General features: G+C 40.6%; 1 protein-coding gene. It reads right to left on the reverse strand.

The window, feature by feature from the left end:
* Positions 1 to 284: 284 nt before the first annotated feature.
* Positions 285 to 1,004 (reverse strand): RNA-guided endonuclease IscB (gene iscB / locus F6K51_RS38250; protein WP_293031636.1); only part of this gene is annotated, 720 nt, incomplete at its 5' end.

Genomic DNA, 1,004 nt, shown 5'->3' on the forward strand with positions numbered 1-1,004 from the left:
GACTTTTGGTCAGATTTCAATTTTTGAACAAAATGACGATACCATAATCACCACCATCAATAATCAACCATTAGCTGTCTTGAGTGGTGTAGATTTTGGTGATATTACAGAGGCAGATTTTGTGCTTTAATATCCTGTTTTCTTGATTGATAATTTATAAAATAGGTTAGCAAAGGGTAAAGGTTAAAGGTTAAAGGTTAAAGGAATTTGAAATAAACCTTGATAACCTTTACCCTTCTCAGCGACGTCTAGGACAACTATTTCCCAGCAAATTCTGGCAGGTACTAGCAAAAGCTGTAAATGTATCCATCTTTTCGATGTATCGCCGATATATCTTGAGGCTTGCAACTTTTGTAGCCCTTGGTTCCTAACGGGGTAAATCCAAAGCTTCCTTTGCTTCTAGGGGTGACTTTGCCTATTCCTAGTTTTTGATGCTTGGCTATATCTCCAGTTACCCAACCCTTGATCGGCTTTAATGGATTATGTCTGATGGGGTAACCGTATTTATTGAGTGCTGCTTTTTGTCTGCCTCCCTGTCCCTTGCAAATGACCAACAGCGGCTGAGTAGTTCTCAAGATCAAGGTTTCAATATCACCGACACAAGCGGCATCAATCCAGTGCTGCTTAGGAAACCTTAATTTAGTCCGGTTGTACTTAGTTTGTGATCCTGTCCCGGTAACCACAGGTTTGATTCCTCGAAGTACTTTTACTAACTTGTTGCGAGTTGCATTCACCGCTGCCGCATCCGGTAATGGTTGCTTGGCTTTGGTTTTAATTTTTTGAAGTAGACTTGGTTTCTTCTTAAGGAATTCCTCTATGGGTTTATTTCCTTTCCGTTGATTACATTTCTCGCAGGCTAGGCAAAGATTACTGACCCGATCACTTCCGCCTTTAGACTTTGGTTGAATGTGTTCGATTTGCAATGGTACGGATTGTTTACCGCAGTAAGTGCATTCCCTTCCCCATTTTTCTAGTAAGTACTCTCTAACTTCATATCCAGCTAG

Origin of the sequence: Moorena sp. SIO3I8, assembly GCF_010692325.1 — a bacterium.
GTDB lineage: Bacteria > Cyanobacteriota > Cyanobacteriia > Cyanobacteriales > Coleofasciculaceae > Moorena.